This is a genomic window from Acinetobacter sp. CWB-G5, from assembly GCF_019209785.1.
Classification (GTDB): Bacteria; Pseudomonadota; Gammaproteobacteria; order Pseudomonadales; family Moraxellaceae; genus Acinetobacter; species Acinetobacter johnsonii.
In genome coordinates this window covers 139,565-166,426 of the sequence record NZ_JAHUTF010000004.1, presented here as the reverse complement: position 1 = coordinate 166,426, position 26,862 = coordinate 139,565, and the positions used below count along the sequence as shown (strand labels likewise).

Here is a 26,862-nt window from a genome sequence, read left to right as displayed (position 1 = left end):
TAAATTTTTGAGTTTATATATGTCTGATTTGGAAGTGAGCCCAAGCATCCAATTAAACACCCGTGGTTTACGCTGTCCAGAGCCTGTGATGATGTTGCATCAAGCCATTCGCAAGTCTAAATCGGGAGATGTGGTTGAGGTATTTGCAACTGACAACTCCACTTCATGGGATATTCCTAAATTTTGTATGCATCTTGGGCATGAACTTTTGCTGCAAGAAGAGCGCTTAGACGAAAACGGCAATAAAGAATTTCATTATTTAGTTAAAAAGGGTTAGGACATTTGTCTTAGCCTTTTAAAATGAGCTTGAGTAAAGAAAAAGAAATCAAGTTCATCCAAGGAAATCAGAATGAAAAGAATAAATGTGTTCTTATGGGCTCATATTTTTGCATTATTTTGTTCAATTTCTTGGGCAAAATCTTGTGAAGTTCCTGTAGGCACGATGAATGTTGCAGGTTTAAAAATTGGACAGCATATTCGTGAATTTCAACAGCATCATCCCACCGCAAAAACGGTTATTTTAGGGGGCGATAATTATCAGTTTGAATTTGCACAAGGTATAGATACACAAATTAAAAAAGCTGGTGTGAGCTGGGTTCAGCATATTCGTTACGATCCGCATTCTAAAATGATTATTTCATACAGTCTAAGTTTTCTAGATGGGCCACTTGCGACGTATGAAACCGATTTAGATGTTTTTAAAAGTCGAGTATTAAAACGCTTTCAGGTGGCGCAAAACGGCTGGAAACAAGCTGAAAATAAATATGTCTATCAGTGTGATGATTATCGGATTGAAATTTATCAAGATCATGGGGTTGGGCATACTGCGATAGGGCCAACAGTGATGGTTTTTAGCAAAAAGTCAGATGCCTATTAATTAAAAAAATCCCTTCAATGCTGAAGGGATTTTTTTAATCTAAAAGCGATTACTTGCTCGGAAATGCGCCTCAGCGCAAGCCCGTTTTAACATTACATGTTCGGGTATGAGACACGGTTAGCAAAGCAACCGCTTTGCCGTGTCGTAAGGAATTACATATTCGGGTAATTCGGACCACCACCACCCTCAGGAGTTACCCAAGTAATGTTTTGAGATGGATCTTTAATATCACAAGTTTTACAGTGCACACAGTTAGCCGCGTTAATTTGGAAACGCTTCGAACCATCGTTCTCTTCCATAATTTCATAAACACCAGCAGGGCAGTAGCGCTGAGCTGGCTCGTCCCATTTTGGTAGGTTTACATTCACAGGAATAGAAGCATCAGTCAGTTTCAAGTGTGCTGGCTGATTTTCTTCATGCACCGTATTCGATACAAATACTGAAGATAAACGGTCAAAGGTCAACTTACCATCTGGTTTTGGATAGTTCGGTTTCACTGTTGCTGCATCTACAGTTTTCAGTGTACTGAAGTCAGGCACTAAGTCATGCAGTGTAAACGGAACCTTAAACACATTTTGGTCGATGAAGTTAAATGCACCACCACCGAACGTGCCAAATTTATGCATTGCTGGGCCAAAGTTACGAGAACGATATAACTCTTCTTTTAACCAGCTGTTGTTGAACTTGTCTGTATAAGCGGTTAACTCTTTTGCAAAGAAGTCTTCACCTTCAAGCACACGTGCAATGGCAAGGTCACCACCTTTTTCAACGCCTGCTTGAATCGCTTCGAATACCGCTTCGCCACACAACATGCCCGATTTCATGGCCGTATGTGAGCCTTTGATTTTTGCAAAGTTTAAAAACCCTGCATCATCACCAATTAAAGAACCACCTGGGAAGGTGAACTTCGGCAGAGAGTTGAAACCGCCTTTGACAACAGCACGTGCGCCATAAGAAATACGCTTACCACCTTCAAGATATTGCTTAATCAGTGGATGCGTTTTCCAGCGTTGCATTTCTGCAAATGGATACATGTGTGGGTTTTCGTAAGATAAATCTACGATCATACCCAAAGTAACTTGGTTGTTTTCAGCGTGATATAACCACCAACCACCAGAAGAACCGGTTTCAGCTAGAGGCCAACCTGCACCGTGCATCACCAAACCAGGTTTGTGTTTTGCAGGGTCAATTTCCCATAGTTCTTTGATGCCGATACCATAGTGTTGCGGGTCTGCATCTTTATCGAGATCAAACTTGGCAATCAGGCGCTTACCTAAATGACCACGACAGCCTTCCGCAAAAATCGTATATTTGGCATGTAGTTCATAGCCTGGGGTAAAGTTATGTGTTGGTTCACCATCTTTACCAATCCCCATATCACCGGTTTGGATACCTTTAACGGTACCATCGGCATGATAAAGAATTTCAGATGCAGCAAAACCTGGGAAAATAGAAACTTCTAATTCTTCAGCTTTTTGACCTAGCCAACGCACCACGTTACCGAGTGAAATCACATAGTTGCCATCATTGTGCATGGTTTTAGGAACCATCCAGTGCGGCGCTTCTTGTGACTTTTCAGCAGACATTAAGAAATAGGTTTTATCTTCAGTTACTGGAACATTTAAAGGCGCGCCTTCTTCTTTCCAGTTTGGGAACAACTCATTGATCGCACGCGGTTCGAGCACAGCACCTGAAAGGATATGCGCACCAACTTCAGAGCCTTTTTCTACGACACAAACGGACAGATCATTAAGGTTGTTTTCAATTGCAAGTTGACGAATTTTAATCGCAGCAGAAAGGCCAGCAGGGCCTGCGCCAACGATGACTACGTCAAACTCCATCGATTCACGTTCGATGTGTTCCATGTAGGACTCCTCATATGGTTAAAGGTGGCAACCGTTTTGACTCAAAGAACGGTGCTGCCATGAGTGTTCTTAGTTCCCAGACACAAAATTTATCATCGTGTCTTTTATATTGTGAGCTAGTATAGGTTTAAACCGAGTTCTAGCCAATTGGCTGAATCATATTATTTTTCCGTCAGACAGGCATGAATTTTATGGATAAGCAGCACAACTCAGCAAATCCGACGAAAAAAGTAGCTATTGCTGATAATAAAAACTTAACCGATATTGCACAATACATAAAAGATGGACAGTCCGGTCACAAAAGGTCAATCCCCCCTTTAGATCAATGGCACCCAAAGCATTGTGGCGCAATGGATTTGAAGGTTTTAGCCAATGGAGAATGGTGGCACGAAGGTCAATTGATCAAACGCCAAGCCATGATTGAGCTGTTTGCAACGGTACTTTGGAAAGAGGACGGAAAATTTTATCTCAAAACTCCTGTCGAGCAGATTGAAATCGAGGTTGAAGATGAGCCTTTATTTGTCAATCAGGTCGATCAAGTCGAAATTGCAGGAAAAATCTACCTACAACTGACCACGACCACGCATGATGTGGTGATTGTTGATGAAGACCATCCCATTTTTATGCGTGCCTTCCAAGGGGAGCTACGTCCTTATGTGCATGTTCGTTTTGGCATCAATGCACTGATTCAGCGTGCTGCTTTTTTTCATTTGGTGGAAATGGGGGAGCTAAGCGACGATGCGGAGGGTCAGGTCAAACTGAGATTACAAAGTGGTGATTTGCTATTGCAATTAGGCACCTGAGGTTTAAGCTTGATTGATCTTTTAACTTTATACTGCAACGAGTCCTCATGAGTGCCATTCAGCCCTTATTTCCTCTGATCAACCCCATGCCAAAAGCGATAGCCGATGCGCCAATCGGGATATTTGATTCGGGAATAGGCGGCTTATCCATCGCTCAAGAAATTGCCAAGCATTTACCGCATGAACGATTTATTTATTTTGCCGATACTGCACATGTGCCTTATGGGCCGCGCGATGATCAAAATATTCGAGAATTGACTGCACAAGCGATTGAGTGGCTTTACCGCAAAGGCTGTAAGGTTGCAGTTGTGGCGTGTAATACCGCTTCAGCCTTTAGTTTGGATTATTTACGCGAGCACTATGGCGACAACTTCCCGATTATCGGCCTGGTTCCAGCCCTAAAACCTGCGGTATTGCAAAGCAAATCCAAAACCGTGGCCGTTCTAGCGACCCCTGCGACCTTTCGCGGGCAGCTGATTAAAGATGTGGTGGAAAAGTTTGCACAACCTTCGGGAGTCACGGTGATTCCAGTGACCTGCTTAGATTTAGTGCCTTTTGTTGAAAGCGGCGCACAGATGAGTGCGGCATGTTTAGCCACGTTAAAAGATATTTTACAACCGGTTGTTGATCAGGGTGCAGATTACTTAGTTTTAGGCTGTACCCATTACCCTTTTTTGAAAATAGCGATACAATCTATTTTTGGTCAGAAACTGACATTAATTGACTCTGGACTGGCAGTTGCACGACAAACAGCCCGTATTTTAATCAAAAATGAGTTATTATTTGAACAAAATCATGATGGTGATGTTCGAATTGAATGTTATGTCAGTGGAAATAATGCAGAAAGTTTGAGACCTATCTTACAACTTTTGCTTGAACCAGAACTAAATTGGACTATTTCAAACATATATGATTAATTTTTAAACAAATAAGTCGAGTATTTTGATATATAGTCAAAAATTGCAACCTAATATGCTTGAGTTAGTCGCAGTGTCTATCTAATGGAATTTGGGGGATGGGATGCTGCGAAGAATAATGAGGATAACCGATGCTCGATAAGCGTTATCAAGTGTTTATAACCACTTCTGGAAGCGAGATGCAACCAGAGCGGATCATTTTGGCCCAAACTTTAGTGGGCATGGGATTTTTTTCTTGGGGATTAGAACAACGGACACCACTTTCAACGGCTTTTGCACGTCGTCAGATTGATGACTGTGACTATGTCATATTGTTGCTGGGCAGTAAATATGGTGAACAGTCCGTGTCAGGGGTGGGATATATGCACCTTGAATACATTTATGCGGTCACCAAACAAAAGCCGATTATTGTATTTATGCATGATGATCCTGATGCACGTGAGTTATGTTTACATGACGACAAAGCTGAGCTGCGTGAAAAATTCAAAGAGTTTCGGAAACTGCTGCAAAACGAAGTTGATCAGGTTTTCACTTATCGCACCATGCGTGACTTGGAAATGGCCGTTCGCTTGAATATGACGCAAATGCTAGAGCGCTATCCTGTGTCCGGTTGGGTACGTCCGCAGAATACTCAAGTCTTGCATGACGAAATAGATAAACTCAAAGCCAAACTGGTGCAACTTGAAACTGAAGCGGGTAAACGTGAAGTCGATCCATTTTTGTCTCTACCCAAAGTGGCTATGCATGAGTTTTTTGCATTTGATTATCGGATGCATGCCTATCAAGATGGCAATTTTAAAGAGCTGAAAATTCAAAAGCAGATGACTTGGGCGCAATTACTCTCGGTTTTGGGGACAACCTTTATTCACCCAACTCCTGAAGAGTATTTCTCCAAACGTATAAATGAGTATTTAAACGAAACTGGTTTGAATGATGCACGCCTAGAAATGCCGCGTGCCCATGCTGTTGCACGCTCGCAAATTAATATTCGTGCTTTGCACAGTATCAAAATGCAAATGCGTCAAAATGATTGGATTGTTCAGTCGGGTCGAGATGATCGTCAGCGCATGCTTTGGCAGTTGACCCCGAAGGCGACTAAACTTTTGGAGAGTAATTTATTGGAAAAGGATCGGCCTTTTCAATTTCAATCTTCGTAGTTATCCATTTAGAGAATGAACTGAAAACTGTTACAGTAAGACATTCGAAAACGAGCCACGAGGGCTGAATGTCTACTGCAACAAAAGCAAAAGTTACTGTTATTTTGGCAAATTTGGGAACGCCTGATGCACCGACGGCTTCAGCAGTGCGTCGCTTTTTGGATCAGTTTTTGTCAGACCAGCGGGTGATTGAAATTCCCAAACCGCTTTGGCAAATTATTCTCCGTTTATTTATTTTGCCATTTCGCCCGAAACGCGTTGCCCATGCTTATGCCATGGTGTGGGGCAGCGATTCTCCAATGCGAGAAATTTTACTGACTCAAGTGGCTGCGTTACAACAACAGTTGATTTTGCAATACCCTGAGTTTGAGCTGAATATCGTCCCTGCGATGACCTATGGTAATCCCGGCATTCAGCCTTTGCTTGCTGAGTTGAGTCAAAACCCGCAAGATCATATTGTCCTTTTTCCTTTATTTCCGCAGTACTCTGCGACATCCAGCGCGCCTTTATATGATGCTTTCGCGAAGTGGATTCCAAAGCAGCGTAATTTGCCGGGGCTGAGCATTATTCGTGATTATTATCAGCACCCTTTATACATTCAGGCTTTGGCGCAAAGTGTGCGTGATTTCCGTGCTGAACATGGGGTGACTGAGAAGCTGTTAATGTCTTTTCATGGTATTCCACAGCCTTATGTCGATAAAGGTGATCCCTATGCCGACCGCTGCCGTACCACAGGGCAGTTGGTGGCGGCAGAGTTAGGCCTAGCGGAGAATGAATGGGCAATCAGTTTCCAGTCCCGCTTTGGGAAACAAGAGTGGGTGAAACCCTATACCGATGCCTTACTGACCGAATGGGCGGCGCAGGGGGTAAAATCGGTGCAAATTATGAGTCCAGCATTTTCAGCGGATTGCTTAGAAACTTTAGAGGAACTGGCGATTCAGAATGCTGAATTGTTTTTGTCTCAAGGTGGAGAGCGGTATCAATATATTCCAGCCTTGAACAGCCGCGGAGATCATTTGCAATTGCTCAATACACTGGTTCAGGCTAATCTTGATGCCTTAAAACAGACATTAGCCAGCAAAACGAATTGAGGTTGACACTCTATGTTGCAAGTTAAAATTGTGCCTGTAACGGCATTTCAGCAGAACTGTTCCATTGTTTGGGACAGTGACAGTAAAGAAGCAATTTTAATTGATGCAGGTGGAGAGCCTGAGAAGCTTAAAGCAGAAATCGAAGCATTGGGCTTGACAGTAAAAGCGCTGTGGTTGACGCACGGGCATTTAGATCATGCTGGAGCAGTTGGGGCATTAAAAAAACTGTGGGATGTCCCTGTGATTGGCCCGCATAAAGAAGATGCCTTTTGGTTGGATATGATTCAAGAAGTCTCGCAGCGTTATGGTTTTCCTATTCCTGAAAAGGTAGATGTCACGACATGGCTAGAAGGTGGTGAAGTCCTTAAACTGGGAAATGAAGCGTTTGAAGTACGTTTTGCCCCTGGACATACCCCGGGTCATGTGATGTTTTATAACAAAAACTATGGTCTGCTTTGGACCGGCGACGTGTTGTTTAAAGGCTCCATTGGTCGTACCGACTTCCCGCGTGGCAATCATCAGCAGCTGATTGACTCTATTCAGCGTGAATGCTTTAGCTTACCCGATGAGACGCAGTTCATTTCAGGACATGGTCCAATCAGTACCATTGGTTTTGAAAAACAACATAACCCTTTTGTGGCAGGAAAAGCAGGCTAAATGCTTTGAGGTCTCATTAAAAAATAAAAAAAGTCAGCAGCTGCTGACTTTTTTATTTGCGAAATGGATTATTCAAAATGTGTTGGGTTTCGAGAGCCAACACGATGGAGAATAAGGCCACTAATAGTCCAACCGAGAGGATCAACAGATCTTGCATATAGATGCCAAAACTGAATAGACAGATCGCAAGTAAAACGCCAATTAAAACAATAGTCTTACTCAGGATGTTCATCTTATCCCCCTTTAGGATGTTATTTTTGTGACTTGATCATGCTGTGAGCATGTACCAATTTTTGGGGAGTATAGTCGACGAATGATCCTTTTAAGCGAATATTAAGATATTAAATAATGAACAATTTCTCTTAAAATATGAAAAATATCATGAAATTAAACATTTTATTCTTCTGAGTTTTCTGCTTGCGGTGCATCTTGCGTTGGGAGGCGATATTCATCATTGGCCCATGCACCTAAGTCGATCAGTTTGCAGCGTTCAGAACAAAAAGGACGAAAGGCGTTGTCTTCCCATTGACTCATTTCTCCACAACGGGGACAAGGGAAAGTGTGTGGCATGATCGACTCCAGATAAAATTTTCGGATTGAAATAGGCAAAAACGTTGGCAGTTGTTAGACTGATGCGGTTTTTTCTTAGTTTGATCTGATTATGCCGATTCGTCAATTTCAAGCCCAGCGTATGCATGCGCCTCGTGATTTTCAAATGATCAGTCCTGATCCACTGTGTGTGGAAATTGGGGCGGGCAAGGGTAAACATGCTTTATTGTTTACGGCCAATCATCCTGAGAAAAAGCTGATTGCGGTTGAACGTACCCGTGAAAAGTTTGTGGCGATGCAGAAACAACATGTCTTAGAAGGTCAGCAGAATTTACAGCTGGTACATGCCGATGCTTTACCGTGGGTGGTACATGCTTTGCAACCGCAGCAGGTTGAACAGTTCTTTATTCTTTATCCCAACCCTGAACCGCATAATCCTGCACAGCGCTGGTTGAATATGCCGTTTTTTGAGTTTCTGATTTCACGTTTACAAGTGGGCGGACAAATTACGTTAGCCAGCAATATTCCTGAATATATCGAAGAAGCACAGCAACAGTTGATTGAGGTGTGGAAGTTACCGTTTGTAAAAGAGCGCATCGCGGATAGCTCAGCACGCACGCATTTTGAAATTAAATATTTAGAACGAGGCGAGCTCTGCCAACAGTTGATCATCACCAAACCTGAAGGTTATCGCACGCGTTTTGACGCTTTTCAGGCCTTGCAAGGTCAGAACCCGCAGGCGCAATCTTTGGATCAAGCTGAATAAATCATGCCAAAGCGTATTGCAATTATTGGGGCGGGCCCAGCCGGTTTGATGGCGGCAGAAGTGTTGAGCCAATATGATGTTCAGGTCGATGTGTTCGAGCAAAAACCATCTGCTGCACGTAAGTTCCTGATGGCGGGTAAAACAGGACTGAATATCTCTCATGCAGAACCTGTGGAGCAGTTTATAGGTCGTTATGATCAAGCAGAATGGTTGGCACCTTGGATTCGTGAGTGGGATGCCAACTGGATTCAGGCATGGATGAAAGGTTTAGGCATTGAGTCCTATGTCGGAACGTCTGGGCGTATTTTCCCGATTGAAATGAAAGCCGCGCCTTTATTACGTGCATGGTTGAAACGCTTGGTTGAGTCAGGCGTCAAGTTTTACTATCGTCATCAATGCCTCAGCCTCAAAGAACATACACTTGAAATCAAGTCTTTGCTTAGTGATCAAGTGCACAGCCAGAACTATGATGCGATCGTCTTGGCTTGCGGAGCAGTGTCATGGTCTCAGCTTGGTAGTGATGGCGCATGGCAGAACTGGTTGGAGGCCGATGAAATTGAGCCTTTTCAAGCCAGCAATGCTGGGGTAGAACATGAATGGTCTACCTATATGCAACCCGTCTTTGGGCAGCCACTGAAACGTATCGCAGCATGGGTGGGCGATGCGGAAAAAAGTATGGGCGATATCGTCATCACCCATTATGGACTAGAAAGTGGTTTGGTCTATAAGCAAGGTCGAGCGCTGCGTGCGCAGCAAAAAAAGCTCCAGCCTTTAGTGTTAACGCTTGATTTACTGCCAGATGTCACGGTTCAAGAATTGGCTGTGCGTCTGAAACCCACAAAAAAGCAGTCTTTAAGTAATGTTTGGCGTAAAGCGGGTTTAGATGCAGCTAAGGCCAGTTTAGTGCGAGAGTTGGTTGCAAAAGAACACTGGAATCACCCTGAGCAACTGGCTCAGCAGATCAAGCAATTACAGATTCCTTTAACTGGTTTTCGTCCGATTGAAGAAGCCATTAGTTGTGCTGGCGGTGTGCGCCGTGAAGGCCTAAGCTCGCAGCTACAATTAAAATCCAATCCTGCCGTTTTTTTATGTGGGGAAATGTTGGACTGGGATGCACCCACAGGGGGCTACTTGCTCACTGCATGTTTTGCAACCGGACGTGCCGCAGGTGAGGGCGTGATGCAGTATTTGAATGTGGCAAAAAATTCGCCATAAGCGATGCAACTGAAAATCAGCTGTGCTAATTTGAATAAAAAATTCAAGGAGCATCATGATGTCGGATCTTCAGCAGTATGTGGGCAGCTGCCTATGCGGTGCAGTGACTTATCAAATTGATGGGCCGATTGGCGATATTATTCAATGCCATTGTCAAAAATGTCGCAAGGCCAATGGAACGGCATATGCAACCAATGCACCGATTGCTAAGGCGGATTTTAAACTGACCTCTGGTCAGGACGTTGTAAAAAAATATGCATCGAGTGCAGGCACAGAGCGTTGTTTCTGTGGCAACTGTGGTTCACCTTTGATCAGTATTAAAGCTGACACCCCTGAGTTTTACCGTTTGCGGATCGGCACTTTAGATACCCCGTTACAGCAAAAGCCGACGCAGCATATTTTTGTGGCATCTCAAGCCGAGTGGGACAACATTTGTGATGCATTACCACAATATGCTGAACGCCCATAATTAGAATAGATATAAGTAAAAGGGATCATCGGATCCCTTTTCTTTGTCTGCGATTGAGTTAGTAGCCTGTCGACATCGTATCTTGAGCTTTAGGATACTGCGACTGCCAGTGTTCAAGCTGCTCTTGAGCATGAATGAGCTCACCGAGGCCTTTCACGTTGTCATGTGGTGCTGCGGCTTTATCTTGGATGATTTTGGCTTGGTTATCCCAATATTGGTACATCAAAGTTTGAATGTAGCGCCCTTGCTCTGTTTTTAAATCCAGTGCCTTCAGCATATTCAGTGCAGACTGAATGTTGTCTTGTTGACGTGTTTTTGCAAATTCATCCGTGAGCGTGCCTGCCTCACGCATTTTCATGAGTTCATCTTCCATTTCATCACTCATGCTACTAAAGCGCTGGTCATAGTCGACCAAGAGCGCAATATCCTGTGGATCATTGGCTGTTTTTGCAAAACTTTTGACAGGTTCAGAGCTGAGTTCTTGCAGAATTTTATCATCGTTCGAAAGGGTATCTTGCTCAGCACGTTCATTGGCTTTGTTACAGCCTGTCAGGATTAAGCTGCCACCTAAAAGAAGCGGCAGTAGAACCTGTTTCAATGAAAGAGTATGTGGGTTCATATCGGTGTCCTATTATTCTGCTATTTTTTGAAAGTGATAGGCATAGGTGATGTAAGGAAAACTGATTTCGTCTTGTGGCTGTTTGCCCGTGAACTGCTGCACAATTTGTTCAAACTGATGTTTTAAATCCAGCTGTTGTTCGAGTGGCATTGCGGCAATAAAGCTGGTCGAAAGGAGACGTTTTGAGACGACTTGTTCTACTGTACCTGTTTGCTGCTGTGCAAACTGATGCAGGCTTTTGAGTTGAAATAAGGGTTGATGTTCAAAGACTTTTTGCCACAATCCACTATGATAACGTGGAGTCTCTCCTTCTAAAGGAGCGAGTCGTTCTGCGAGTGCATTGACCCAGTCGACTTGAGTGTCGCGTTGGTTCCAGACCAAACCCAAATGCCCTTGCGGTTTTAGGACACGATGGATTTCTTTTAAACTGTCCATGTTCGCAAACCAGTGGAAGGCCTGCGCGCATAAAACTGCATCGATACTTTGCGATGGTAGGGGAATATGGTCACTAAAGGCTTGTAATGTTTCCACCTGTGGGTAAGCCAGTTTGAGCTGAGCTAACATTTCGGTAACAGGTTCGATGGCAGTGAGCTGTCCACTATGTGGAATCAGATAAGGCAGAAACTTTCCTGTACCCGAGGCAAGATCAATCACACGTGAATTTACGTTTAAATGCAGTTGCTCGGTGAGCCAGGCATGGATCTCTTGTGGATAACTTGGACGCACTTGTTGATAAAGTTCAGCAGCTGCACTAAACCCGTGTTGTGCCGCAGGATGGAGTAATTGTGTCATATTTTGCGCTTTTTTATCTGCTCTGCATCTATAAAATAACACATTTGGTTCGATGAAATCGCTTATGCTGTATGGAACGAACATGACCTCACTTTATAGGAATGAAATCTCTCAGCATGGACATGGCGAAACAAATTATTTTTGAAGACGAACAGATTCGTGTCATTTTTTTACAGGGTTCATCGGACGAACTTATTTTCTCTTTTGGCGATCTGATTACCCGTGCCAAGGGAACGTCGATCAATGCAGAAAAGTCGCTAGCGAAGTTTGGCTTTAATGTGGTTGGCATTATGCCAAAACAAAAGTCATGGTTTCCAGAGTCTTCGATGTTAGCGATGTTAGAGGCAATTCGCGCGTGGATTGCACCCTTTCAAACCCGTATTGCCTATGCAGGGTCAATGGGTGGTTATGCTGCGATTAAATACTCTAAACTGCTTGGTTTTAAGCGCGTAGTGGCCTTGGTGCCGCAGTATTCGATTGACCCTGAACAGGTGACGGATAACCGCTATAACATGTTCTATCAGCCTGAGCTGAACCATGACATGCAGGTTCAAGCCAAGGATGTCTCGGCAGAGTGTGAATACATTGTTATTTATGACCCTTACTGCCCTGAAGACCGTGCGCATTATGAAAAATTACAAACGGTCGTGCCGAATCTGAGAACGTTGAACTTGCCTTTTACAGGGCATGATGCGATTGCGGTTTTAGCCAGTTCTGATTTGCTACATGACTTTCTACGTCATGAGTTTGATGCGCCGTATTTTTATAAAAAAATTCGTGAAGTGAAAAAGAACAGCAAGTTTTACTACCGTAAAGTGATCGAAAACTTGTTGCCGCGTCATCGCTTTTCTTTGGGACGAATTCTGAAAAATAATGAGCTTGAGTTAGATGGTCAATTTTTTGATGCCAAGCTAAAACAAAGCATTATTCGCGAGTTACTCAGCAATCGACAAGTGAGCCAGACGGATCTGCTGAAACTGGGCATTCAGGTCAACTTGCCGCAAGAAAATAGCTGTCAGTTGATGGATAGTTTTGGACATGGTTTGGTGTTCAATATGATCAGTCAAAAGATTGAAAGCTATGCACCAGATGCCATTGCGCTGAATCATAAGTTTCTGTTGCCGATCTTTGCCAAGGGTAATGGACTGGTACACATTTACTATAATGACATGCGCTATACCATCGTCATGAATGACAGACAGATCATGAAGTTGGTGCATGAACAAGCCGAGTTGAGCGCTGGAATGCATCCATTGTTAATGAAAAAATATAGTGATTATTATCTGATTAGTTATAAGCAGTTTAACTTTAGCTGTGATGAATATGGTGGCTTTGATTTGGTCGAGGATATTCCAGAAACAGCGCAGTTTTTGGTGTCAAGCGATGCTGAATCAGATGTGTTCATGTGATTTATTCATATAGGGATTTGGTCTAAGGCCAAGCGCTTGTTTTCCGTCCTATTTGCTTTAATATGAAAGTATTGTTTATCTTTTAAACAATACGGATAAAGATCAAATAGGGTGGAAGCAATGCAAAGACATTGGTCGGCTGTATTTATAACATTACTGTTTATTTCAACATCACAAAGCGTACTGGCACAAAATTTAGACCCAGCCTATCTGACATTCGGTGGTGGTCTCATTCTCTTACTGATCCTGACGTTTTATGTGATTAAACAGATCAGTATTTCTATTCGTATTCATCGTAATAAGCCCGTTAAATAGCGGGCTTTTTTCTGTGTGTTGCGGCTATTTTTAAGTGGTGAAGACAGTGTTTACATTGAAAAAAGGGGCTGAGTTAGTTTAAATAAGCGCTCTATCATTATGCAGAACAACTGGACGTGAGCAATGAAAGCCGTATTTTTAGATTATGCATCCTTAGATCAAAATGATTTGGACTTTCAAGCACTGCATGCTGTTTTTGATGAACTGATCCTTTACCCAAGTACCGATGCTGAGACACTTGTCGCCCGTGTACAAGATGCAGATGTGATTATTAGCAACAAAGTAATGGTGGATGCCGATACCCTAAAACAATGCTCTCAGTTAAAGTTGATTTTAATCTCTGCCACTGGCACCAATAACATCGATTTGCAGCAAGCCAAAGCGCAAGGTGTTGTGGTGTGTAATTGTCAGGGTTATGGCACGGCAGCGGTGGCACAGCACACTTTGATGTTGATGCTTAACCTTGCAACCTCATGCTTGCAATACGACCGCGCGGTGCAGCAGGGCGAATGGAATAGAGCTTCTCAGTTTTGTCTATTGGACTACCCAATTATTGAACTTTCAGGTAAGACCTTGGGCATTTTAGGCTATGGGGAGTTAGGGCAGGCGGTGGCTAAACTCGCTGAAGCATTTGGCATGCGGGTTTTAGTGGGCAATTTGCCAAACCGTCCATATGCTGACTCAACACGAGTGGGCTTTGACGACTTGCTGGCGCAATCGGATTTTATCAGTCTGCATTGTCCATTAACCGATGACACACGTGACCTGATTGATGCTCAAGCTTTTGCAAAAATGAAAAAAAGTGCCTTTTTAATTAATTGTGCACGGGGTGGAATTGTCAATGAAGCAGCTTTGGCAGACGCGTTAAAACAGGGTGAAATTGCGGGTGCAGCAACTGATGTATTGACCGTTGAACCACCTAAAGAGGGTAATGTTTTATTGGATGCTCGTTTGCCGAATTTAATTATCACACCACACAGTGCGTGGGGCAGTGTTGAAGCACGTCAACGCATGGTACAGCAGTTGGTCGAAAATGCTCAAGCTTTTCAAGCAGGGCAACCAATCCGTCGGGTGAATTAAAGCAAATGATGACAACGAAAAAGCCCATCGACTGATGGGCTTTTTTGCTATTAAAGCTTAGTCACTTTGATTTCTTCTTCTGCTTGAGCAGGTGTAAAGGAAGATGGTGCTTGGGTAATCGTGGGTTCATTCACTGTTTGGGGGGTGACAGGCTGTGGATATGAGGCTGACGGTGTTTGAACCGCAGGAGCATCTACGGGTGCTGATGACGGTTGACTTAAACTACCTTGGTAAATGGGGGCGGGTTGATCCGTTTGACCAGTAATCACTTGCTTGGTTTCATGCAGCTTTTTATTCACATTTTGGGTAACTTGCTGTCCTGTTTCTTTGGCTTGTTCTGCGGTGTTGTTGGTGATGGTTTTTGCACTGTCTAAGGCTTGGTGTGCAGAAGGGCGAATTTTTTGGATGCCTTTTTCTGTTGCTGTCCCGACTTTTTCCGCCGTGTTAATCACACCTTCTTGAGTTTTATAAGCCCAGACATGAAAGATATTGGGGTTTTTACCATAAGGTGTAATTGGCTTTTGTGCTTGCTGAGTGGTGGTTTCTGTTTGTGCCCATACACCTGCTGTTGTCATTAAAAGAGCGCAGAAGAGTGTTGTTTTCATCATGTTCATAGAGCAGTGTACCTCTTGGGCTATCGTGCATAAATCAGCGTTTTAGCATAAAGCCTCTTTGTGTGAATTTCATGTGCTTGGTTGTAAACAAGCGTAGTGTGCAAACGTATATAGCTAAAAAAGAGCCCAGCATGTGGACTCTTTCAACTCTGGAGGAGTTTAACTTTCTACTTCGCGCCAACAGCAGCATCGGTCGATGAACCGACTTTGGCTTTAGCAACAGGTGTATCTAGTTCCACTTGGGCTTGCCCATTTACGTCAGCACGTTTAGGTTGACCACTGACAGCCTGCTTAGTTTCCTGCCATTTTTGTTTGGTCGCTTGTTGGCCTTGTTTCGCTTTATCCGCTATATAGTGACCACTTTTTTTAGTGTTACGCTCAACAGAGTGTTTAACGTCACCAGCCTTATCTTTTACGACAGCAGATTTTTCAGCTGAAAATTCTTTGGTGTCTTGCCATTTTTCTTTGCTGAATGCTTTGGTTTTGTCGACACCATGCTCAACCGTTTCACCTGTCGCATGCGCGGCATGTTTGACATCATGTTTTAAGTTTTGCAATACGCTTGGCTGCGAGGTTTGAACTTGAACATTGGCCGATGTATTGGCTGTGGTATTTGCAAATAGGGAAGTGGAAGCTAAAAGTGCAGTGGTTAAAGCCGAAGCGGTGAGTGTCTTTGTTAAAACTTTCATCTTTGATTTTCTACCTCTTATGACAGAACCCGATGAGGAGTTCAGAACAGCAGTCATCATAGACAGAAATGAGCTCAAAAATAGCGTTTGATATGAAAGTCGCACAATGCGGCAACAGCGCATGAACAATGGACTGAAAATTGTGTTGTTCAGTTAATTCATTAAAATTATGTAAGTTTATGCGTAGTCGCTGTTTTAAATGTAAAGAATATGGAGACTGGTATTGAAGTAAAGGACACGAAGCGAAAGGCATTTGAGAGAAAGTCATCACTGATATTGCACCAGTGATGACGATTTGCTTAGTTACATTGCGCTAAGGCTTCTTTTGCAAAGTGATTACGTAGTGCGAGGAAGTTTTTTTGTACTTCTGCATCGTGTAATTCAAATTTGGTTGCTGTGCTTGTGCCATCGAGAGCAAAGGTTGCTGAGCCGCCTGTGATGAGGGTGTAGTCACGGAACGCCCACTGTTCTACGACTTTGCCTGCTTTGAGGTTACCGGTAAATTCGATGACACATTTATCTTCAAATTTGGTCAATTTTGCTTTGTTATTGGTTGTGTCCGGATAGACTTCAATGTCTTGGACTTCTTGTAATACACCCGCTGTCAACTGTGGAATCGTTGGTTGAGATGTACATGCTGTAATAGAAAGGGCAGCAAAAGTAGCGAAAAGTACAGTTTTTAATTTCATAAGGTTCGTTCTTGTTGCGAGTTGTTAGGTTGAGTATAGGGAAATGAGATAGGGTTGGCTATAAATTTTAATGACATCACTATTTTACTGTTTACTAAAATATGAGCGATTTTGATATTAAAGAATTAGAAAAAGTTACTTCTATTTTTCTTTGTGTTTTCTGAAATAGATTAAATGATGAATGAATTACATAATTAAAAGCGCTTATAAGCATTCGGCATAAGAAGACACTGAATATAGTATCTTCTTATGCTTGAAGAACCTTTTTAGGCTTATTGTTCAACTACAAAAAGTAGACCTTCAAAGGTTTTGCCTTTCTTATCTTTTAATACACCAATACAGATATCCTCTGGCGCCTCTACAAAGCTTAAGTTCAGTCCATCTTTGTTATTTTGGCAAGTTTTTTGTTTCGATTCACTGAAAACACTTAAGTTTAATTGATGTTGAGCATCTAAAATAAATGCTTTAGCTAAAGCATTGAAAGCCTGATCTGCTTTTTGATTAAAGAGTGCATTGTTGCTGCTATCCCATTCACTTAAAGGAACACTGGTTTTACTCATATAACTATAAAAACGTTTTGCCGATGATTGGTTGCTTGCTGAATTCTTAAATTCCGTTTTCAAACCAAAATTAACAGAAACTAGAGGTGTTTCTTTAAATGAGATACGTGCATATGGAACAACTTTAATTTCTGAGACTTGGTTGATCGCAAGAATTTTGAGAGAAGGATCAACAGTATGTTCCGCTTGAGCTTGATTGATTTTAGCATTTGTTAAATCATCAAATTTAATTGCTTGTTTTAAGCTACTTTTAGAAATAGCAGAAGCATTTGTATTTTTCTCTATTGCTGTCGCAATACCCATACCAATTAAACCAAATGCACTTGCCGCAGGATTAGACGTAGCCTTACTTGCATCTCCAACGGTGATTTGGCTATCACTAATAAAATAATCTCCAGCGCCTGACTCTGTCATGGCAGATATTTGTTCTGAAGATACGGAAATGGTTGTGTTCTGTCCATGGACTGGATATTTGATTGATTTTGTAGTGGTACACCCTGTGATTATGAATGTAGTTGCGAGTAAAGAAAATAAGATGTGGTATTTCATATAAATTAACTATGCTGGATTTTAAAGTATAAAGTTTATAACTAGCTATTTTTTAAATAGTTATAGTATTGAATAGTAGAAGGAAGGAGGTTTCATTGCAACTTATTGTTAATGGTTCTTATTAATTATTTTTAAAGTAAGCTCATTAAAAAGTAGGCCTTAAAGCAAGTCTTTTATTTCAACAATTCAGATTAGTGCTGCAACATTGAAATATCGGCAACACCAGTAAAACAAATCCCGCAATTGAACTAATAAATGTAAGCAGTTAGCTTCCAAGACACTACGAGATCAGCATCTTTTGCTTAAAAGTTTTTAATTGGTGAGGTTTATTATGATTACTGCTGATTTATTCTTAGTATTAAAAAAACCCGCTATTTCTAGCAGGTTTTTTAATTCATAACCAATTAAGGCTTAGTGCTGCAACACTGAAATATCCGCAACACTGGTAAACAAGCCACGTAACTGCGCCAATAAACGTAAACGGTTTGCTTTTAATTCAGCATCATCTGCCATCACCATGACACCATCGAAGAAGGCATCAATTGGCGCACGCAGCGCAGCTAACTTAGAAAGTGCAGCGGTGTAGTCTTTTGCAGCCAAAAGCGGTTGAACCACAGGCAGGATAGCTTGAATCTCTGCATAAAGTGCTTTTTCAGCATCTTCAACCAATTTAGACTCAACAATCTCACCTGTAGGTGCAGCTTCTTTCGCCAAAATGTTCGCAACACGCTTATTCGCAGCAGCCAAAGCAGCAGCTTCAGGCAAACTACGGAAATGATTTACCGCAGTCACGCGCTTATCAAAATCAAGTGGTGATTTTGGAGAAAGTGCTTGAACCGCTTGAATCACATCAACTGCAACGCCTTGGTCTTCATATTTCGCACGGTAACGGCCTTCAAGGAACGCAACAGCATCTGCCAAAGTCTTGTCATGGTCTTTCAATACATCGCCATAAGCAGCCAAAGCAAGCTTGATGAGTTCTTCAATTGAAACATCAAGATTGTTTTCAGTCACTAAACGCAAAATACCAATCGCAGAACGACGTAAAGCAAACGGATCTTTCGAACCTGTCGGCGCTTGACCAATACCGAAAATACCAGTCAGCGTATCTAAACGGTCAGCAAGGGCAATCGTAGTACCAGTTTTAGTTTGCGGTAAAACATCGCCTGCAAATTTAGGTAAATATTGCTCACCTAAAGCTTCAGCAACTTCATCATTCTCGCCTTCAATACGTGCATAGTAAGTGCCTGCAATCCCTTGAAGTTCAGGGAATTCACCGACCAATTCAGACGTTAAATCACATTTTGCAAGAAGTGCCGCTTTTTCAGCATCCGCAGGATTTGCACCTGTGATTGCAGATAAAGCCACAGCCAATTTAGCAATACGTTCAGATTTATTCCAAAGCGTACCTAACTGTGCTTGGAAAACCATATTGGCTAATTTTTCTTTACGAGATGCAAGTGGTTGTTTTTGATCTTGTAAGAAGAAGAATTCTGCATCAGACAAACGAGGGCGTACAACTTTCTCATTCCCTTCAATGATTTGAGTCGGATCTTTAGACTCAATATTTGAAACAGTAATGAAGTAAGGTTGAAGTTTATTGTCAGCATTTACCAAACAGAAATACTTTTGGTTGTCTTGCATGGTGGTGATCAATGCTTCTTGAGGCACAGCAAGGAAGCGTTCTTCAAAGCTGGCACGAAGCGCAACTGGCCATTCAACCAATGCAGTTACTTCATCACGTAAATCAGCAGGAACGATGGCAATTGCATTCACTTCATCAGCAAGTGCTTTGACTTGTTGGTCAATGATCGCTTGGCGTTCTTCAAAATTTGCTACAACTTTTGCAGCACGAAGTGCATCTAAGTAAGCATCTGCATTGGCTAAAGTAATCGCTTCAGGTGCATGGAAACGATGACCATAAGTCACATTACCTGCTTTATGATCCTGAATGGTTGCATCAACAACATCATTGTCTTTTAATAATACAACCCATTTTACAGGACGAACGAATTCGGTACGGCTTGCCGCAGAACGCATACGTTTTGCAATTGGAAGGTTATCTAAAGCAGTTTGTAAAATTTGTGGTAGTAAAACGTCAAGACTTTGACCTTTCACATCTTTTAGGTAGCAAACTTTTTCAACTTTACCGGCTTGGAAAGTTGAAACTTGATCCGCAGTAATGCCTTGACCACGCATAAAGCCTTCAAGTGCTTTGGTTGGCTTACCTTCAGCATCATAAGCAGCTTGTACAGCAGGGCCGTCAAAACGTTTTTGAGTATCTGCTTGAGCACCATCTACATTGATAATTTTCAATGCCAAACGACGAGGTGCTGCATAGGCTTCGACAGAATCAAAAGCTAAACCAGCATCTTTTAAGCCTTTTTCTGTTTCAGCTTGCAATGCATCACGTAAAGTTTTTAAGCTTTTTGGGGGAAGTTCTTCACAGCCAAGTTCAAATAAAACTGTATGTTTAGACATTATTTGTTCTCCGCTGATTTTTCTGCTTGAGCCGCTTCTGCTTCAACCTGAGCTTTCAATTGAGCTAAAACTTCATCACGTAAATGTGGTTCTGCCATTGGGAAACCAAGCTTGGCACGCGCAGCCACATAGCTTTGCGCAATTGAACGAGCCAAAGTACGTACACGTAAAATATAACGTTGACGCTCAGTTACAGAAATCGCACCACGTGCATCGAGCAAGTTAAAGCAATGAGATGCTTTAATGACTTGTTCATACGCAGGAAGTGGTAATTCTGCTTCAATTAAACGAGATGCTTCAGCTTCATAGAAGTCAAATAATTCAAACATTTTGTCGACTGGTGCATATTCGAAGTTATACGTTGATTGTTCAACTTCGTTTTGATGGAATACATCACCATAAGTGACTGTACCAAATTGACCTTTGGTCCAAACAAGATCGTAAACAGAATCGACACCTTGTAAGTACATTGCCAAACGTTCAAGACCGTAAGTGATTTCACCTGTTACTGGGTAACATTCAATACCACCAACTTGTTGGAAGTAGGTAAACTGAGTAACTTCCATACCGTTGAGCCAAACTTCCCAACCTAAGCCCCAAGCGCCGAGTGTTGGAGATTCCCAGTTGTCTTCTACGAAACGAATATCGTGAGTAAGGGTATCAATACCAATGGCTTTTAATGAGTCTAGGTAAAGTTGTTGGATATTGTCTGGGTTTGGTTTCAGTACCACTTGGAATTGGTAATAGTGTTGTAAACGGTTTGGGTTTTCGCCATAACGACCGTCTTTAGGACGGCGTGAGGGTTGAACGTATGCTGCGTTCCAAGTTTCAGGCCCAAGTGCGCGTAAGAATGTTGCAGTGTGGAATGTTCCTGCACCCATTTCCATATCGTAAGGTTGTAAAATGACACAACCTTGTTCAGCCCAGTAGTTTTGTAAGGCAAGAATTAAGCCTTGGAATGTATCAATATGCGATATGGCGCGACTCATGCAGCATCCATTATAAATATAAGAAAAAATTGGTTCTAAGTATAAGGATTTTAGGTGGGAGTGGCAAAGGGTTCAGTAGGATTCATTCATTTAAAAATTCAACTGTGGTGGTTGCGTGAGAGAAGTCAGATAGCACGATTTTTGTATGTTGAAAAAGATTGAGCTGCGTGTATTACATAGACCATCTATTCTCTGGTTTGAGCTAAATTGCCCGAGTTTGCTATATTAAATTTCTGCACAATAAAACCAAGAGCACACCATGCCAAAATTTTATCTTCAGATCCTTATTTCATTGGCTACGTTCAGTGGAGCGGTTCACGCACAGGAGCAAGAGGCCGAGCTGGATGTTTATAATCAATGTGTCGAGCAGACCATTCAAGAGCAGCAACTGGCAGGGATTAACAATAGCGTGGTACAAATTTGTGCGGATCAAACCAAACAGGGCTACGAAAAGCAAATTGTGGCATTACTCGATCAAATACGTGTACAAAGTCAGCAGGATAAACAGCCAGAACGTTATCAAGCCATTTTAAAGTCGCAGCACTTGTGGAAAGCCTATGTTGAGCAAGAGTGTGAGAATGCAGGGCAGTATGTTGGATCGCCCATGTATGCTTTTTGTCCTATGCAGCAGTATGCTGAACGGGTTGTACAGTTACAGCAATACGTTCACTAAAGAATTCAGTAGAATTACTCATAAAAATAAGATGTAAAATAGATGCATCTTATTGGTGAGACCACGTATAATTTTGCACCGGTTAAGTGCGAAAAAGTAGAAGGGTGGCTGTGTTTCATATGCAACTTGAATGGTTAAATACCTTAAAACCAAATTTTAAAGTGTTACCGCTAAAGGAAAGAATGCTCTGTGGTTTGGGTGCATTGTTGGGATTAGCACTGTCTTCACTCATAAGTTGGTGGCTTTTGGGTGGGATCAATGCATGGTATATCGCCCCGATGGGTGCGTCCTCGGTGTTGCTTTTTGCCGTACCAGCCAGTCCTTTGGCTCAGCCATGGAATATTGTGATTGGGAATACCATTGCAGCCGTAATTGGGGTGACCTGCGCACTCTATATTTCCAACTTAACTGAAGCATTTAGTGTTGCTGTGGCTTTGTCGATTATTTTGATGATGACGACAGATTCTTTGCATCCACCGAGTGGTGCTGTGGCGATTACGGCAGTGTTGGGAGGAGAGACGGTACACGAGCTAGGGTATCAGTTTGTGTTTTATCCTGTTCTACTCAACTCAATCCTACTTCTCGTGATTGCAATAGTGTTCAACCGATTGCTTGGAAAGCAATACCCAACCGTGGCGCAAGTCAATACACGTAGCACCGACCCGACCCCAACCCAGAAGGTCACGATTCAACCTGAAGATATTCATCAAGTTTTAGCTCAAGAAACACAGTTGCTCGACATCAGTGAATATGATTTACAAAAACTGATCTTAAAAGCTCAAGCGCAGGCCGATACTCGTTTTCACATAGACCTGCGTTGTCGGGACATTATGAGTAAAGATGTTCTGTGTTTATATGAAGATGAAGACATTCAAGTCGCTGTGGAAAAATTTAAACAGGTCAATCTGATGAGTTTACCTGTGTTAAATCGAGCTGAACAAGTATGCGGTACCTTGGCTTTATATGAAGTGGTCGAGTGGTTCCAAAAGGCAACGGATTTACGTACTTCTTGGCAAGATCAAGTCAAACATATTATGAAGCGTCAGGTAGTCACGGTACAGCCAGATCAAGAACTGCAAGATCTGATCCCATACTTTGTTGAACGTTCTTTTAACTATATTCCTGTGGTTGAAAACAAGGCTTTGGTCGGTATCATTAGCCGTGCCGATATGATTGCAGCCTTGTATCGTCTGTTACAACATCGTTAAGTCATGTGAGTGTCGTAGGCAAAAAAAAGCTACGACACTTTGGGGGAAGTTGTCGTAGCATAAAAAGAAACTTTTTGAGACGAAAGATGTGCGCTTATGGGTTGCGATGATCTGGATTAACGGTACGCATTGTATTGCTATAACCAGATCGGGCCTGTGGAGAATGCTCGATTTGGTCTTTTTGTTTTGGCATCACCAACCAAAGAATCAGGTAAACCAAAATTCCGGGGAATGCTGCACTTAACAGTGAAATGGTGATGAAAACAATACGAAGTAAATTTGCGTTCCAACCAAAACGTTCAGCAATACCGCCCATCACACCAGCAATCATGTTTGAGCGGTTTGAGCGATATAAACCAACATTGGCCATCTAGGTCTCCTTAAAAATTAAAATCTAATAAGTGGCTTTTTGCACTTACTAGTTTAAAAATGGAGATGGAATTAAGTTTTTAAAGGTGACGGAGCTAATTAAAAAGTAAAGTTATGTAAAGAGATAAAAGCTGGGGTTTTGATCAGGATTAAAATGTGCTCTATTTGGCGTTGAGCCAGCTGCTTAAAGTCAGTAAGTCATTTGAATCCGAGAAAACACAAAAGGTCAGGATGGAAAATTCGTGATGGTTATGGAGATTAATCACGTGCAGGAAGTGAGTGTGGAATGAAGTTGAAACGAAAGCATCAGGGTTTGATTGGTGCATTACTGCAAGGAGCAGTGGGGCTAATCGGTGTATCGTTAGCTGGCTGTGATGGTGGGCTGTCGGAGGCGTCACAACAACATGAAAATAGCACGGTAGAGGGCGCTGCTGTTTCACCTGAGTCGGGGAAGAAGCTGACTGAGGTGGCTGGACGGGCAACCATGCAAGATGATTCGGAGTATGCACCGCGTACGCTTGATATTGGTGAACAACAGTTTATCGGGCGTTATCGCACACAAATTCAATGTGATGGTTATTTTTTCCCTTGTGAAACAGGGAGGGCTGATTTTATTCTCAATTTTTTACCTGATGGTACAGTGCATCGCAGTATTGTGCGTTTGGGTAAGGTCTTTTCAGAAAAACAACGCTCTGGCTTTTCAAACTTAAGTTATCGCCGTGATACATGGACCATGAATAAAGAGCGAACAGAGCTAATCGTCCATCGAAAAGAGGGGATTAATTTTTATTATCGCGTGGTGGATTCGCAAACGCTGCAAATGGATTTAGATAAAAGTAATAATCTAGATGCCACTAACCAAAAATTGTATGCACGAGGTTTTCCGAAATTAGAGCGTGCGTATACCTTAAAGCGTGAGCCTAAGTCATAGTTAAAACGGAATTGGGTAAAGCAACAGAATAAGACTGAAGAAATGAACAGCGTGCGAATTTTATGACTTAAATAGCGGGTCACTAAATAAATGTCATATCAATGCAATTAAAGAAAATTTAAATAAATGGTGGGTCGTCCGCGATTCGAACGCGGGACCAACGGATTAAAAGTCCGCTGCTCTACCAGCTGAGCTAACGACCCTGAGCAAGGTGTGCGAAAAAGTATTCGCTGAAAGTTTAAAAAAGAAATTTTTAAAGCATTCGAACCTGAGCAGGTTTGTAAAATTAGATTTTACAAGAAAGATGGTGGGTCGTCCGCGATTCGAACGCGGGACCAACGGATTAAAAGTCCGCTGCTCTACCAGCTGAGCTAACGACCCATCAAGGGTATCAAAGGAATGGTGGGTCGTCCGCGATTCGAACGCGGGACCAACGGATTAAAAGTCCGCTGCTCTACCAGCTGAGCTAACGACCCATATCATTTGATGGAGCGTATTGTAGCAAGATATGCATCGAGCGCAAGTAAAAAATCGCAAACTTGTTGATGTTTGATTATAAATACAACAAATTTGCGATTGGGTAGCTAAAAAACAAGCAATTCGAGTTTAGAAGCGATATTGATAGGCTTGAATGTTATCAAAGACTTGTTGCGTTAAATCTGCATAGGCACTGCTGTTGGGTAACAGGACCAGCAAACGTTCATCGGTTTTTTTCGGGTCAAAGGCTTGTTCTTTGAGCTTGTTCTTTTGGTATTTAAACGTTCCCGTCGTTTCAACTTGCTTTTGTACGCGTAAGAAAACGGGTACAGCATAGGCAGGCAGACATTTTTTAAAGCTCACGAGCATTTGGGCTAAATCCTGCTCATTCAGTTCATCGCCATCTGCCAGTGTAATCGCTGCCATCCCCGCTCGGCCATTGGTGTTCGGAATTTCAACACCATAAACCACGGCTTCGGTGATTTTTTCATATTCACTGACCATATTTTCAACTTCAGTCGTGGACACATTTTCGCCTTTCCAGCGGAAGGTATCGCCTAAGCGGTCGACGAATTGGGCATGACGGAAACCAATGTCGCGGACTAAGTCCCCTGTGTTGAAATAAGCATCGCCGGACTTGAATACATCTTTAAGAATCACCGATTTATTTTTTTCAGGGTCGGTATAGCCATCAAATGGAGAACGGCGAGTAATTTTACCAATCAATAAACCAACTTCGCCTTTTTTGACCTTGATGCAGCTGCCTTTGGTATCATAAACAGGTGCATTTTTTTCTTTATCAAACTGGATAATGGCATAAGGCGTGGGTGAAAAGCCGACAGTGTTGTCAAAGTTAAATACATTGCTAAAGCCGACATTGCCTTCACTCGATGCATAAAGCTCTAAAATTTCTTCAATACCAAACCGCTGTTTGAATTTGTCCCAAATATTCGGACGCATGCCATTGCCGATCATTTTGGTGACACGGTGGCCTTTTTCTAACGCTGAAGGTGATGCATCCATGAGGTAGCGACATAACTCACCCACATAGCCAATGGCAGAGGCATCGAACTTTTGCACATCTTTCCAAAAAGCAGAAGTGGAGTATTTACGGCGCAATGCCAAGGTGCCAGCACCTGCAATCACGCCACACCAACACACCACAATGCCTGTTGCATGGTACAGCGGCAGGGTGACATACATTACATCGTCTTTACCGAGGTTCAGCACATGCCCGTAGGTTCCATAAGCCAACGTCCAGCGGCTATGCGTGAAAATAACGGCTTTAGGCAAACCGGTTGTGCCTGAGGTATAAATATAAAACAAGCCATCTTTACCCAGCACACTGTGTGTGGTTGGGGTATTGAACTTGGCAAAGGCATCAATTTTTTCAGCAAGATTACTAAAACCTTGTGGTGCAAGGCCTGCATCTTTTTGGGTTTCTTGGTCGGCAAACCAATAGAAACGATCCGCAGAGAGATTTAAATCATGACGGATTTCATCAACTGCGGCACGACATTCTTCACCCACGATGACTGCGATGGGTTTGACCAGATTAATACTATGCGCCAGCACTTTACCGATTTGAGAGGTATTGACTAAAGCCGCAGTAACGCCAATTTTGGCAAGTGCAATCACGGTTGCAACCAATTCAGGGCGGTTTTCAATCATCACTGTGATGACATCCCCCTTTTTTGCCCCGATGGATAAAAAATAATGCCCGATTTGGTTAGCCCATTCATTGAGGGCTTGGTAGCTAAATTTTTGATCTTCAAAAAGCAGGGCCATACCGTGAGGGTTGCGCTTCACTGCTTTTTCAAAAGCAATCCCGAGGCCTGCTGGGGTGTTTGGGGTACGTAAATATGCTTGCTTTAATCCACTGAGTAAGTTGGGAACTTTACTGATGAATTGAGGAAGTTTTGCTGCAACGTCAGTAATACCAATGAGGTCATGTGATGGGTGTTGGCTCATATGAATCCTAATTATTTTATGCAATCCAATGCGTTTGAATAGTGCTCAGTTTCTACACTTGTTCTTTTAATCGTTTCGGTC

Annotated in this window: 29 protein-coding genes and 3 tRNA genes; 16 read left to right on the top strand and 16 right to left on the bottom strand. The window is 42.5% G+C overall.

What is annotated here, in order from left to right; all coding sequences use genetic code 11:
* Positions 1 to 19: 19 nt before the first annotated feature.
* On the top strand, positions 20 to 277 hold the full coding sequence (gene tusA / locus KVY11_RS09510; RefSeq protein WP_004692640.1) for a sulfurtransferase TusA: 258 nt from the start codon (positions 20 to 22) through the stop codon (positions 275 to 277).
* 72 nt (positions 278 to 349) lie between these two features.
* Positions 350 to 877: a hypothetical protein gene (locus KVY11_RS09505; RefSeq protein WP_218288774.1), complete on the top strand. Its 528-nt coding sequence runs from the start codon at positions 350 to 352 to the stop codon at positions 875 to 877.
* Positions 878 to 1,029: 152 nt separating this feature from the next.
* On the opposite strand, the gene KVY11_RS09500 is transcribed toward KVY11_RS09505, so the two are convergent.
* Positions 1,030 to 2,742, bottom strand: a complete 1,713-nt coding sequence (locus tag KVY11_RS09500) for an electron transfer flavoprotein-ubiquinone oxidoreductase (protein ID WP_004692627.1) — start codon at positions 2,740 to 2,742, stop codon at positions 1,030 to 1,032.
* Between the two features lie 191 nt (positions 2,743 to 2,933).
* On the opposite strand from KVY11_RS09500, the gene KVY11_RS09495 reads away from it, so the two are divergent.
* The 5 genes from KVY11_RS09495 (at position 2,934) to KVY11_RS09475 (ending at position 7,367) form a co-directional block, all read left to right on the top strand.
* A complete protein-coding gene (locus tag KVY11_RS09495; RefSeq protein ID WP_218288773.1) occupies positions 2,934 to 3,545 on the top strand; it encodes a DUF1285 domain-containing protein in 612 nt (203 codons plus the stop codon).
* Between the two features lie 47 nt (positions 3,546 to 3,592).
* Positions 3,593 to 4,462, top strand: coding sequence for a glutamate racemase (gene murI / locus KVY11_RS09490; RefSeq protein WP_218288772.1), 870 nt, complete (start codon positions 3,593 to 3,595; stop codon positions 4,460 to 4,462).
* Between the two features lie 131 nt (positions 4,463 to 4,593).
* The gene (locus tag KVY11_RS09485; RefSeq protein WP_087011252.1) at positions 4,594 to 5,619 is read left to right on the top strand and encodes a DUF4062 domain-containing protein; all 1,026 of its coding nucleotides are present in this window, start codon (positions 4,594 to 4,596) and stop codon (positions 5,617 to 5,619) included.
* A 68-nt stretch (positions 5,620 to 5,687) separates the two neighbouring features.
* Positions 5,688 to 6,710, top strand: coding sequence for a ferrochelatase (gene hemH / locus KVY11_RS09480; protein ID WP_218288771.1), 1,023 nt, complete (start codon positions 5,688 to 5,690; stop codon positions 6,708 to 6,710).
* A gap of 12 nt (positions 6,711 to 6,722) precedes the next feature.
* Positions 6,723 to 7,367, top strand: coding sequence for an MBL fold metallo-hydrolase (locus KVY11_RS09475; protein ID WP_004978841.1), 645 nt, complete (start codon positions 6,723 to 6,725; stop codon positions 7,365 to 7,367).
* A 52-nt stretch (positions 7,368 to 7,419) separates the two neighbouring features.
* On the opposite strand, the gene KVY11_RS09470 is transcribed toward KVY11_RS09475, so the two are convergent.
* Positions 7,420 to 7,599, bottom strand: coding sequence for a hypothetical protein (locus tag KVY11_RS09470; RefSeq protein WP_184117806.1), 180 nt, complete (start codon positions 7,597 to 7,599; stop codon positions 7,420 to 7,422).
* Positions 7,600 to 7,763: 164 nt separating this feature from the next.
* A complete protein-coding gene (locus KVY11_RS09465; protein ID WP_004692619.1) occupies positions 7,764 to 7,937 on the bottom strand; it encodes a DNA gyrase inhibitor YacG in 174 nt (57 codons plus the stop codon).
* An 85-nt stretch (positions 7,938 to 8,022) separates the two neighbouring features.
* On the opposite strand from KVY11_RS09465, the gene KVY11_RS09460 reads away from it, so the two are divergent.
* The 3 genes from KVY11_RS09460 to KVY11_RS09450 are packed head-to-tail and all read left to right on the top strand — an operon-like array spanning position 8,023 to position 10,366.
* Complete coding sequence (locus KVY11_RS09460; protein WP_218288818.1) at positions 8,023 to 8,682, top strand: rRNA adenine N-6-methyltransferase family protein; 660 nt, start codon at positions 8,023 to 8,025, stop codon at positions 8,680 to 8,682.
* A 3-nt stretch (positions 8,683 to 8,685) separates the two neighbouring features.
* Positions 8,686 to 9,897, top strand: coding sequence for a TIGR03862 family flavoprotein (locus tag KVY11_RS09455; RefSeq protein WP_218288770.1), 1,212 nt, complete (start codon positions 8,686 to 8,688; stop codon positions 9,895 to 9,897).
* A gap of 58 nt (positions 9,898 to 9,955) precedes the next feature.
* The gene (locus KVY11_RS09450; protein ID WP_184117858.1) at positions 9,956 to 10,366 is read left to right on the top strand and encodes a GFA family protein; all 411 of its coding nucleotides are present in this window, start codon (positions 9,956 to 9,958) and stop codon (positions 10,364 to 10,366) included.
* Between the two features lie 58 nt (positions 10,367 to 10,424).
* On the opposite strand, the gene KVY11_RS09445 is transcribed toward KVY11_RS09450, so the two are convergent.
* Entirely contained in the window at positions 10,425 to 10,985 is a 561-nt protein-coding gene (locus tag KVY11_RS09445; RefSeq protein WP_218288769.1) for a hypothetical protein, read from the bottom strand.
* Between the two features lie 12 nt (positions 10,986 to 10,997).
* Positions 10,998 to 11,777 (bottom strand): class I SAM-dependent methyltransferase, encoded by a 780-nt coding sequence (locus KVY11_RS09440; protein ID WP_218288768.1) that lies wholly within the window; start codon positions 11,775 to 11,777, stop codon positions 10,998 to 11,000.
* Positions 11,778 to 11,899: 122 nt separating this feature from the next.
* On the opposite strand from KVY11_RS09440, the gene KVY11_RS09435 reads away from it, so the two are divergent.
* The 3 genes from KVY11_RS09435 to KVY11_RS09425 all read left to right on the top strand — a co-directional run bounded on the left by KVY11_RS09435 (position 11,900) and on the right by KVY11_RS09425 (position 14,581).
* On the top strand, positions 11,900 to 13,186 hold the full coding sequence (locus KVY11_RS09435; RefSeq protein ID WP_218288767.1) for a hypothetical protein: 1,287 nt from the start codon (positions 11,900 to 11,902) through the stop codon (positions 13,184 to 13,186).
* Positions 13,187 to 13,306: 120 nt separating this feature from the next.
* The gene (locus KVY11_RS09430) at positions 13,307 to 13,501 is read left to right on the top strand and encodes a hypothetical protein (protein ID WP_218288766.1); all 195 of its coding nucleotides are present in this window, start codon (positions 13,307 to 13,309) and stop codon (positions 13,499 to 13,501) included.
* Positions 13,502 to 13,624: 123 nt separating this feature from the next.
* Complete coding sequence (locus KVY11_RS09425) at positions 13,625 to 14,581, top strand: 2-hydroxyacid dehydrogenase (RefSeq protein WP_218288765.1); 957 nt, start codon at positions 13,625 to 13,627, stop codon at positions 14,579 to 14,581.
* A gap of 50 nt (positions 14,582 to 14,631) precedes the next feature.
* Here the strand turns inward: KVY11_RS09425 and KVY11_RS09420 are convergent, their stop codons facing one another.
* The 6 genes from KVY11_RS09420 to glyQ form a co-directional block, all read right to left on the bottom strand.
* Positions 14,632 to 15,195, bottom strand: a complete 564-nt coding sequence (locus KVY11_RS09420; protein ID WP_218288764.1) for a hypothetical protein — start codon at positions 15,193 to 15,195, stop codon at positions 14,632 to 14,634.
* A 167-nt stretch (positions 15,196 to 15,362) separates the two neighbouring features.
* Entirely contained in the window at positions 15,363 to 15,884 is a 522-nt protein-coding gene (locus KVY11_RS09415) for a hypothetical protein (protein WP_218288763.1), read from the bottom strand.
* A 299-nt stretch (positions 15,885 to 16,183) separates the two neighbouring features.
* Entirely contained in the window at positions 16,184 to 16,573 is a 390-nt protein-coding gene (locus KVY11_RS09410) for a hypothetical protein (protein WP_004978867.1), read from the bottom strand.
* Between the two features lie 272 nt (positions 16,574 to 16,845).
* A complete protein-coding gene (locus tag KVY11_RS09405; RefSeq protein WP_218288762.1) occupies positions 16,846 to 17,682 on the bottom strand; it encodes a hypothetical protein in 837 nt (278 codons plus the stop codon).
* A 411-nt stretch (positions 17,683 to 18,093) separates the two neighbouring features.
* Positions 18,094 to 20,163, bottom strand: coding sequence for a glycine--tRNA ligase subunit beta (gene glyS, locus KVY11_RS09400; protein ID WP_218288761.1), 2,070 nt, complete (start codon positions 20,161 to 20,163; stop codon positions 18,094 to 18,096).
* Positions 20,163 to 21,152, bottom strand: a complete 990-nt coding sequence (gene glyQ, locus KVY11_RS09395) for a glycine--tRNA ligase subunit alpha (RefSeq protein ID WP_218288760.1) — start codon at positions 21,150 to 21,152, stop codon at positions 20,163 to 20,165. Before glyQ ends, glyS begins: the two co-directional genes overlap by 1 nt.
* Positions 21,153 to 21,411: 259 nt before the next feature.
* On the opposite strand from glyQ, the gene KVY11_RS09390 reads away from it, so the two are divergent.
* Together KVY11_RS09390 and KVY11_RS09385 are read left to right on the top strand one after the other, a co-directional pair.
* Complete coding sequence (locus tag KVY11_RS09390) at positions 21,412 to 21,825, top strand: lysozyme inhibitor LprI family protein (RefSeq protein ID WP_218288759.1); 414 nt, start codon at positions 21,412 to 21,414, stop codon at positions 21,823 to 21,825.
* Between the two features lie 110 nt (positions 21,826 to 21,935).
* Positions 21,936 to 23,033, top strand: coding sequence for an HPP family protein (locus KVY11_RS09385; RefSeq protein WP_010325819.1), 1,098 nt, complete (start codon positions 21,936 to 21,938; stop codon positions 23,031 to 23,033).
* A gap of 94 nt (positions 23,034 to 23,127) precedes the next feature.
* Here KVY11_RS09385 and KVY11_RS09380 read toward each other — a convergent pair whose 3' ends face one another.
* Positions 23,128 to 23,403 carry a PspC domain-containing protein gene (locus tag KVY11_RS09380; RefSeq protein WP_004692583.1) on the bottom strand — a complete coding sequence of 92 codons (276 nt, stop codon included), beginning with the start codon at positions 23,401 to 23,403 and terminating at the stop codon, positions 23,128 to 23,130.
* 285 nt (positions 23,404 to 23,688) lie between these two features.
* Here KVY11_RS09380 and KVY11_RS09375 point away from each other — a divergent pair, with 285 nt between their 5' ends.
* Positions 23,689 to 24,333 (top strand): hypothetical protein, encoded by a 645-nt coding sequence (locus KVY11_RS09375; RefSeq protein ID WP_218288758.1) that lies wholly within the window; start codon positions 23,689 to 23,691, stop codon positions 24,331 to 24,333.
* Positions 24,334 to 24,460: 127 nt separating this feature from the next.
* Here the strand turns inward: KVY11_RS09375 and KVY11_RS09370 are convergent.
* The 4 genes from KVY11_RS09370 to KVY11_RS09355 all read right to left on the bottom strand — a co-directional run bounded on the left by KVY11_RS09370 (position 24,461) and on the right by KVY11_RS09355 (position 26,781).
* Positions 24,461 to 24,536 (bottom strand) — tRNA-Lys (locus KVY11_RS09370).
* Between the two features lie 102 nt (positions 24,537 to 24,638).
* Positions 24,639 to 24,714: transfer RNA gene (locus tag KVY11_RS09365), tRNA-Lys, on the bottom strand.
* Positions 24,715 to 24,733: 19 nt separating this feature from the next.
* Positions 24,734 to 24,809, bottom strand: a tRNA-Lys gene (locus KVY11_RS09360).
* 130 nt (positions 24,810 to 24,939) lie between these two features.
* Positions 24,940 to 26,781, bottom strand: coding sequence for a long-chain-acyl-CoA synthetase (locus KVY11_RS09355; RefSeq protein ID WP_218288757.1), 1,842 nt, complete (start codon positions 26,779 to 26,781; stop codon positions 24,940 to 24,942).
* Between the last annotated feature and the right edge of the window lie 81 nt (positions 26,782 to 26,862).

What these genes read in the sequence shown, in the direction of transcription:
- KVY11_RS09380 (WP_004692583.1), bottom strand. Translation starts at nt 23,403, where the DNA reads ATGGCCAATGTTGGTTTATATCGCTCAAACCGCTCAAACATGATTGCT.
- KVY11_RS09410 (WP_004978867.1), bottom strand. Translation starts at nt 16,573, where the DNA reads ATGAAATTAAAAACTGTACTTTTCGCTACTTTTGCTGCCCTTTCTATT.
- KVY11_RS09415 (WP_218288763.1), bottom strand. Translation starts at nt 15,884, where the DNA reads ATGAAAGTTTTAACAAAGACACTCACCGCTTCGGCTTTAACCACTGCA.
- KVY11_RS09495 (WP_218288773.1), top strand. Translation starts at nt 2,934, where the DNA reads ATGGATAAGCAGCACAACTCAGCAAATCCGACGAAAAAAGTAGCTATT.
- KVY11_RS09430 (WP_218288766.1), top strand. Translation starts at nt 13,307, where the DNA reads ATGCAAAGACATTGGTCGGCTGTATTTATAACATTACTGTTTATTTCA.
- KVY11_RS09445 (WP_218288769.1), bottom strand. Translation starts at nt 10,985, where the DNA reads ATGAACCCACATACTCTTTCATTGAAACAGGTTCTACTGCCGCTTCTT.
- KVY11_RS09435 (WP_218288767.1), top strand. Translation starts at nt 11,900, where the DNA reads ATGGCGAAACAAATTATTTTTGAAGACGAACAGATTCGTGTCATTTTT.
- hemH (WP_218288771.1), top strand. Translation starts at nt 5,688, where the DNA reads ATGTCTACTGCAACAAAAGCAAAAGTTACTGTTATTTTGGCAAATTTG.
- KVY11_RS09425 (WP_218288765.1), top strand. Translation starts at nt 13,625, where the DNA reads ATGAAAGCCGTATTTTTAGATTATGCATCCTTAGATCAAAATGATTTG.
- KVY11_RS09465 (WP_004692619.1), bottom strand. Translation starts at nt 7,937, where the DNA reads ATGCCACACACTTTCCCTTGTCCCCGTTGTGGAGAAATGAGTCAATGG.
- KVY11_RS09440 (WP_218288768.1), bottom strand. Translation starts at nt 11,777, where the DNA reads ATGACACAATTACTCCATCCTGCGGCACAACACGGGTTTAGTGCAGCT.
- KVY11_RS09450 (WP_184117858.1), top strand. Translation starts at nt 9,956, where the DNA reads ATGTCGGATCTTCAGCAGTATGTGGGCAGCTGCCTATGCGGTGCAGTG.
- KVY11_RS09485 (WP_087011252.1), top strand. Translation starts at nt 4,594, where the DNA reads ATGCTCGATAAGCGTTATCAAGTGTTTATAACCACTTCTGGAAGCGAG.
- KVY11_RS09405 (WP_218288762.1), bottom strand. Translation starts at nt 17,682, where the DNA reads ATGAAATACCACATCTTATTTTCTTTACTCGCAACTACATTCATAATC.
- murI (WP_218288772.1), top strand. Translation starts at nt 3,593, where the DNA reads ATGAGTGCCATTCAGCCCTTATTTCCTCTGATCAACCCCATGCCAAAA.
- glyS (WP_218288761.1), bottom strand. Translation starts at nt 20,163, where the DNA reads ATGTCTAAACATACAGTTTTATTTGAACTTGGCTGTGAAGAACTTCCC.
- KVY11_RS09375 (WP_218288758.1), top strand. Translation starts at nt 23,689, where the DNA reads ATGAAGTTGAAACGAAAGCATCAGGGTTTGATTGGTGCATTACTGCAA.
- glyQ (WP_218288760.1), bottom strand. Translation starts at nt 21,152, where the DNA reads ATGAGTCGCGCCATATCGCATATTGATACATTCCAAGGCTTAATTCTT.
- KVY11_RS09500 (WP_004692627.1), bottom strand. Translation starts at nt 2,742, where the DNA reads ATGGAACACATCGAACGTGAATCGATGGAGTTTGACGTAGTCATCGTT.
- KVY11_RS09455 (WP_218288770.1), top strand. Translation starts at nt 8,686, where the DNA reads ATGCCAAAGCGTATTGCAATTATTGGGGCGGGCCCAGCCGGTTTGATG.
- KVY11_RS09470 (WP_184117806.1), bottom strand. Translation starts at nt 7,599, where the DNA reads ATGAACATCCTGAGTAAGACTATTGTTTTAATTGGCGTTTTACTTGCG.
- KVY11_RS09390 (WP_218288759.1), top strand. Translation starts at nt 21,412, where the DNA reads ATGCCAAAATTTTATCTTCAGATCCTTATTTCATTGGCTACGTTCAGT.
- KVY11_RS09420 (WP_218288764.1), bottom strand. Translation starts at nt 15,195, where the DNA reads ATGAACATGATGAAAACAACACTCTTCTGCGCTCTTTTAATGACAACA.
- KVY11_RS09475 (WP_004978841.1), top strand. Translation starts at nt 6,723, where the DNA reads ATGTTGCAAGTTAAAATTGTGCCTGTAACGGCATTTCAGCAGAACTGT.
- KVY11_RS09505 (WP_218288774.1), top strand. Translation starts at nt 350, where the DNA reads ATGAAAAGAATAAATGTGTTCTTATGGGCTCATATTTTTGCATTATTT.
- tusA (WP_004692640.1), top strand. Translation starts at nt 20, where the DNA reads ATGTCTGATTTGGAAGTGAGCCCAAGCATCCAATTAAACACCCGTGGT.
- KVY11_RS09355 (WP_218288757.1), bottom strand. Translation starts at nt 26,781, where the DNA reads ATGAGCCAACACCCATCACATGACCTCATTGGTATTACTGACGTTGCA.